This is a genomic window from Arthrobacter sp. H41 (assembly GCF_000520535.1).
GTDB lineage: Bacteria > Actinomycetota > Actinomycetes > Actinomycetales > Micrococcaceae > Arthrobacter_D.
Window position 1 is genome coordinate 51,056 of the sequence record NZ_KI914761.1, and the last position, 4,598, is coordinate 55,653.

4 protein-coding genes and 1 pseudogene are annotated in these 4,598 nt (G+C 66.8%); 2 read left to right on the plus strand and 3 right to left on the minus strand.

Going from position 1 to position 4,598, the window contains the following annotated elements; all coding sequences use genetic code 11:
* Window positions 1–425: pseudogene (locus tag Y705_RS22100) on the minus strand (hypothetical protein); the annotation flags it as partial.
* Window positions 426–628: 203 nt separating this feature from the next.
* Here Y705_RS22100 and xseA point away from each other — a divergent pair.
* On the plus strand, window positions 629–1,996 hold the full coding sequence (gene xseA / locus Y705_RS16865) for an exodeoxyribonuclease VII large subunit (RefSeq protein WP_081737722.1): 1,368 nt from the start codon (window positions 629–631) through the stop codon (window positions 1,994–1,996).
* Window positions 1,997–2,049: 53 nt separating this feature from the next.
* Complete coding sequence (locus Y705_RS0102770) at window positions 2,050–2,286, plus strand: exodeoxyribonuclease VII small subunit (RefSeq protein WP_026531753.1); 237 nt, start codon at window positions 2,050–2,052, stop codon at window positions 2,284–2,286.
* A gap of 75 nt (window positions 2,287–2,361) precedes the next feature.
* Here Y705_RS0102770 and Y705_RS0102775 read toward each other — a convergent pair whose 3' ends face one another.
* Window positions 2,362–3,216 carry a PPK2 family polyphosphate kinase gene (locus tag Y705_RS0102775; RefSeq protein WP_026531754.1) on the minus strand — a complete coding sequence of 285 codons (855 nt, stop codon included), beginning with the start codon at window positions 3,214–3,216 and terminating at the stop codon, window positions 2,362–2,364.
* Between the two features lie 61 nt (window positions 3,217–3,277).
* On the minus strand, window positions 3,278–4,495 hold the full coding sequence (locus Y705_RS22105; RefSeq protein ID WP_026531755.1) for a pyridoxal phosphate-dependent aminotransferase: 1,218 nt from the start codon (window positions 4,493–4,495) through the stop codon (window positions 3,278–3,280).
* Between the last annotated feature and the right edge of the window lie 103 nt (window positions 4,496–4,598).

Consider the following 4,598-nt stretch of genomic DNA (forward strand, 5'->3'; position numbering starts at 1 on the left):
AGGCTCGAGCCCGCGGTATCGGCGACGAGCCGCGCTACAGGGCCGAGGTCGAGGGAGAGTGCTGCGGGGACCCGCTCGCCGGGGCTCTCCGGCGCTCCGGCAAAGGTGATGGCATGGGAAAGGCGCAGCGTTTCATCCCAAGCCGCCGGGTAGCTCGCCGACCCGGTGACCGACGACGCAGCGTCCGCAATGACCGGCTCGACGAAACCGGCGACCTGCTCCGGCAGGCCCGCGCTTCCCACCACCTCGGCCGCCAGCGAATCCGTCAGAGCGGCCTGGAACTGCGGGTTCTCGCCGAGCGGTGCGGCGAGCGCCACGAAACCCTGCTCCTGGACGAGGTTCTTCTCGACCCACACTGCCGAAAGGGAGGCGGCGGTCAGTGCTAGTGCAAACAGGGCGAAGAAGGCTGAGGCAAGGGTACGCATGCAGTCCTTGGATCGGGGAAGCGGCTGAACCTACGATTATGCCTGTCCGATCTGCGGCATGCCCCCACCGAAGCTCCCAGGAGCGTTCCGCACATAGCGAACCGACACGCAGGATCGTCGGTCCGAACTGATAGACATGGATTCGGTGACGCGCTGTCACAATCGATGATGGACCACCGCGACCAAGGAAGGAGGAGCCGCCGATGACGAGTGAGAACCCGGCCGACGGAGGCATCCGCCTGTCCCCTTCCTCCACGCCCAGCTCCTCCCGGTCCCCCGCCGGGCCGGACGGAATCGTTGCGCCCGCCGGAAGCCGGGCATCCACCCTGCCCGCGACGGCCGCGGAAACGTCCGCCGAATCGCCGTGGCCCCTGCACGTACTCTCCGAGAAGCTGAAGGCCCATATCGAACGTGCCCCCGCGGCATGGATCGAGGGCCAGGTCATCGAACTCAACCGGCGCTCGAACATGTGCTTTCTCACGCTGCGTGATGTGAACGCCGAGGTGTCGCTGTCACTGACGGTCTTCTCCACAGTGCTCGACCGCCTCTCGATGCCGCTGGAGCGCGGGTCGCGGGTGGTGGCACAGCTGAAACCGGATTTCTGGGTCAAGACCGGCCGGCTGTCCATGCAGACCCGCGATATTCGGCCCGTCGGTCTCGGCGACCTGCTCGCGAGGATTGAACGGCTCCGCCAGCTCCTCGCCGGGGAAGGGCTCTTCTCTCCCCAGCGCAAACGGGTGTTGCCGCTCTTACCCCACCGCATCGGCCTGATCACCGGCCGCGGTTCCGACGCCATGAAGGACGTCCTGCAGAACGCCTCACGCCGGTGGCCTGCCGTGGAGTTCGAGGTCCGGGAGGTGGCGGTGCAGGGGGGGAACTGTGTGTCCCAGGTCTCGGCGGCCCTCGCCGAACTCGACGCGATGGAGGAGGTGGACGTCATCATCATCGCCCGTGGCGGCGGGACCCTTGAGGACCTCCTGCCCTTCAGCAGCGAGGAACTGGTGCGTGCGGTGGCAGCGGCGACCACACCCGTGGTGAGCGCCATCGGCCACGAGGCTGACCGCCCGCTGCTGGATGAAGTGGCCGATCTCCGGGCGTCCACCCCTACCGATGCGGCGAAGCGCGTGGTCCCCGATGTCGTCGAGGAACTCCAGCGCATCCGCCAGGCCCGGTCGACCCTGGAGCGGGCGGTGAGCACGCTCGTGGGCCGGGAGACGGAGCGCCTTTCCCAGCTTCGGTCACGGCCCTCCCTTGCCAGGCCCGAGGGGATGATCGACGTGCGGGAGGCCGACGTCGAACGGCTCAGGGAGCGTGCACACCGGTCCGCTGCCGCCGCCGTGAGCCGTCAGGCGGACGGCATCCGCCACCTGCGTGCCCAGGTGCGGGCGCTCTCGCCGCAGAAAACCCTCGACCGCGGTTATGCGGTGGTCCAGCTCCACGACGGCAGCGTGGTGCGCGAGGCCGCCTCGGTCGAGCCGGGCGACCAGGTCCAGGTGCGGGTCGCCGTCGGCGCATTCTCCGCCGAAGTCACCATGGGTGACGACGATCAATCGAACGAATACTTGACCTAGTCCGGCGCAGCGCGACGCAGCGCACCGAACCACCAGCGAAGGAAGATCCGAAAATGAGCCAGAACGCACCCGCCCCTGCCGGAGGTGAGGTCTCGGCCCTCTCCTACGAGCAGGCCCGCGAAGAACTGCTGTCCGTCGTCACCCAGCTCGAAGCCGGCGGCGTCAGCCTCGAGCAGTCGCTCACCCTGTGGGAGCGGGGCGAGGCGCTCGCCGACCACTGTGAGTCCTGGCTCGAAGGCGCCAAGAAACGGCTCGCAGCAGCACGAAGCAGGGCCGAGAACGACGGCTGACGACGCCACAATCGGGCGGGGCAGCCGACCCTTCCGGCACCGATCCGGGGCCGGCAGGTCGCCGTCCCCGGAGGTTCAGGACGCCGCGAGTCGCTTCTTCTCGGCCTTCACATCGAAGTGGGCCGGGGGCCAGCTGAGCTGCATGTCCTCGAGGGCCTTGATGAGCAGCTGCTGGACAGCGAGCCGCGCATACCATTTACGGTCGGCCGGCACCACGTACCAGGGGGCGTCCGGCGTCGTCGTCCGTTCAATGGCTGTCTCGTAGGCGGCCTGGTACTCGCTCCACAGTGCGCGCTCCTCGATGTCCTGTGGTGCGTACTTCCAGAATTTGTCCCTGCGGTCCAACCGCTCAGCGAGGCGCTGCTTCTGTTCCTTCTTGCTGATGTGGAGCATCACCTTCACGATTCGGGTCCCGGCGGCCACTGCTTCGGCTTCGAAAGCGGAAATTGCGTCGTACCGCCGCTCGATCTCGCTCATCGCCGACAGACCGCGCACCTTGTGCACCAGCACATCCTCGTAGTGCGACCGGTCGAACACCCCGATCATGCCCGGTCCCGGGAGCTGCTTCTCGATGCGCCAGAGGAAATCGTGCCGTTTCTCGGCGGCGGTGGGAGCCTTGAACGCGTGGTGGTGGACGCCCTGCGGATCGACAGCGCCCACGACGTGGCGGACGATGCCGCCCTTCCCTGCCGTATCCATTGCCTGGAGGATCACCAGGAGGGAGATTTCGCTGCCCTGGCGGCTTTCGGCGAACAGTTTCTCCTGGAGGACCGACAACACGCCCGAGCCCGCGGACAACGCAGCCTTTCCGGCTGCCTTGCCGTGCCGAAACCCCGGGGTGGACCGCGGGTCGATGGCGTCCAGCCGGAAGTCGGGATTCGCTAGCAGGAGCGTGCGGGGATCTGCCTCGAATGCCTGTCGGTGCGCCATGGATCCTCCTGGTGTGTTCGGGCCGGCGGAGGCGGGCCGCCCCTGCCGGACGTGCTGGGCGTCAGGGTTTGTAGGAGGCCAGGAATTCGGCCAGCCGCCCGATGGCGTCCTCGATCACCTCGACGCTCGGCAGGGTCACCATCCGGAAGTGGTCGGTCGCGATCCAGTTGAAGGCGCTGCCGTGGGACACGAGGATCTTCTGCTGCTTGAGGAGATCGAGCGCGAACTTCTCGTCGTCCTTGATCGGGTACACTTCGGGGTCCAGCCTGGGAAACAGGTACAGGGCGCCCTGGGCGATCTCGCAGCTCACGCCGTCGATCGCGTTGAGCAGCCGGGCCGCCGTGTCCCGCTGCTGCTTGAGGCGCCCACCGGGGAGAATGAGGTCGTTGATGCTCTGATGGCCGCCCAGCGCGGTCTGGATGGCATGCTGCGCAGGCACATTGGCGCACAACCGCATGTTGGCAAGGAGGTTGATGCCCTCGATGTAGTCAGCGGCGTCGTGCTTCGGCCCCGAGATGGCCATCCATCCGCTGCGGAACCCCGCGATGCGGTAGGCCTTGGAGAGGCCGCTGAACGTCAGGCACAGGACATCGTCCCCGCAGACGGACGCGGCGTTGATGTGCACGGCGTCGTCGTAGAGGATCTTCTCGTAGATCTCGTCGGCGAAGATGATCAGCCCGTGCTCCCGCGCGAGCTTGACCACCCCCTCGAGGATCGGGCGGGGGTAGACCGCCCCGGTGGGATTGTTGGGATTGATGAGGACGATCCCCTTGGTGCGGGGAGTGATCTTCTCCGCCATGTCCTCGAGGTCGGGATACCAGTGGTCCTCCTCGTCGCAGAGGTAGTGCACGGCGGTTCCCCCGGCAAGGCTCGCCGACGCTGTCCACAGGGGATAGTCAGGAGTGGGCACGAGGATCTCGTCACCGTTGTTGAGGAGCGCCTGGAGCGAGAGCGTGATGAGCTCGCTGACGCCGTTGCCGAGATAGACGTCGTCGACGTCGATCGAGTTGATGCCGCGGCTTTGGTAATACTGTACGACGGCGGTCCGCGCCGAGAAGATCCCGCGGGAATCGCTGTACCCCTGGGACCTGGGAAGGTTCCGGATCATGTCGACGAGGATGGCGTCGGGGGCTTCGAAGCCGAACGGGGCCGGGTTGCCGATATTGAGTTTGAGGATGCGGTGGCCCTGGGCCTCCATGCGCATCGCCTCTTCCAGCAGCGGGCCCCGGATGTCGTAGAGGACGTTGTGGAGTTTATCCGACTGCTTGAACGTGGCCATCCCAAAAGGATGCCATAGCGAAGCCCCGGTACGCGGGATTGTGATGCATCCCACGCGCCGGGGCTCCCCACCCCTGTGAAAAGGGGATCGTCGGGTCCTGCCT

Excerpts from the sequence above, each read along its gene's own strand:
- xseA (WP_081737722.1), top strand. The coding sequence starts at position 629 with ATGACGAGTGAGAACCCGGCCGACGGAGGCATCCGCCTGTCCCCTTCC.
- Y705_RS0102770 (WP_026531753.1), top strand. The coding sequence starts at position 2,050 with ATGAGCCAGAACGCACCCGCCCCTGCCGGAGGTGAGGTCTCGGCCCTC.
- Y705_RS0102775 (WP_026531754.1), bottom strand. The coding sequence starts at position 3,216 with ATGGCGCACCGACAGGCATTCGAGGCAGATCCCCGCACGCTCCTGCTA.
- Y705_RS22105 (WP_026531755.1), bottom strand. The coding sequence starts at position 4,495 with ATGGCCACGTTCAAGCAGTCGGATAAACTCCACAACGTCCTCTACGAC.